We start from the raw sequence: 818 nt of genomic DNA, 5'->3' as shown, positions 1-818 counted from the left end.
GTGCTGGCGGCGGTGGCGGCGGCGGGCACCTTGTCCGGCTTCCAGATCACGGCGCAGCCGGGCCTGTTCGCCCTGGGCGCCATCATGCTGATGGGCCTCATCCACCTTGTCGCCCAGTCGATCGACGTGCGGCCGACCAGCTTCGTCATCGCCCGCACCGGCCTGGCCGCGCTGGCGGTGGCCGGGGCCTGGTTCGCCCTGCAGGCCGGCATGGCCGCGCTTATGGGCGCCAGCCTGCCGGAAGGCGCGGACCGCACCGATGCACTGGCGCTGGCCGCGATCATCGCGGTGGTGGCCGGCTTTGCTGCCCTCACCATCGGGCAGGCCACCTTCATCGGCCGCAAGGGAGCGCCCACCCCGGCCTGGGCCCGCGCCTTCTTCGTCCACGCGAGGAACGGCCTCTATGTCAACACGCTTGCCAACCGCCTGGTGCTGAAGCTGTGGCCCACCGGCCTGCCCGGCCGCGCCTGAACTGCGAAAGGTCCCCCCATGACGACCCTCACTGCCGCCCCGCCCGCCATCCTGCCGGAGCCGACCATGCTGGAAGCCGCCATCGCTGCCGCCTGCCAGCGCATAGCGCCGCTGTGGCCCCTGAAGCACTTCGTTGCGGTCAATCCCTTCCTGGGCTTTTCCGGACAGAGCTTTGCCGCCACCACCGCCACCATGCGCCGCGTGGCCAAGGTGGACATGCTGATGCCGCGCGGCTTCTACCGCGAGGCGCTGGCCGCCGGCATCATCACCGATGACCATATCGCAGCGGCACTGGCGCGGCTGCCGGCCACTGCCGCGGTGCCGGCCGACGCGGCCCAGGCCCGCGC

2 protein-coding genes are annotated in these 818 nt (G+C 72.1%); both read left to right on the top strand.

The features are described from left to right. Window positions 1-471: hypothetical protein (locus tag GJV64_RS15015; protein WP_205599669.1), on the top strand; the 471-nt coding region annotated here is incomplete at its 5' end. 18 nt (window positions 472-489) lie between these two features. Beyond that, window positions 490-818 (top strand): putative inorganic carbon transporter subunit DabA (locus GJV64_RS15010; protein ID WP_164158322.1); only part of this gene is annotated, 329 nt, incomplete at its 3' end.

This window comes from Sandarakinorhabdus rubra (genome assembly GCF_010994245.1).
Taxonomy (GTDB): domain Bacteria; phylum Pseudomonadota; class Alphaproteobacteria; order Sphingomonadales; family Sphingomonadaceae; genus Sandarakinorhabdus; species Sandarakinorhabdus rubra.
This window is presented reverse-complemented; position numbering and strand designations above follow the sequence as displayed.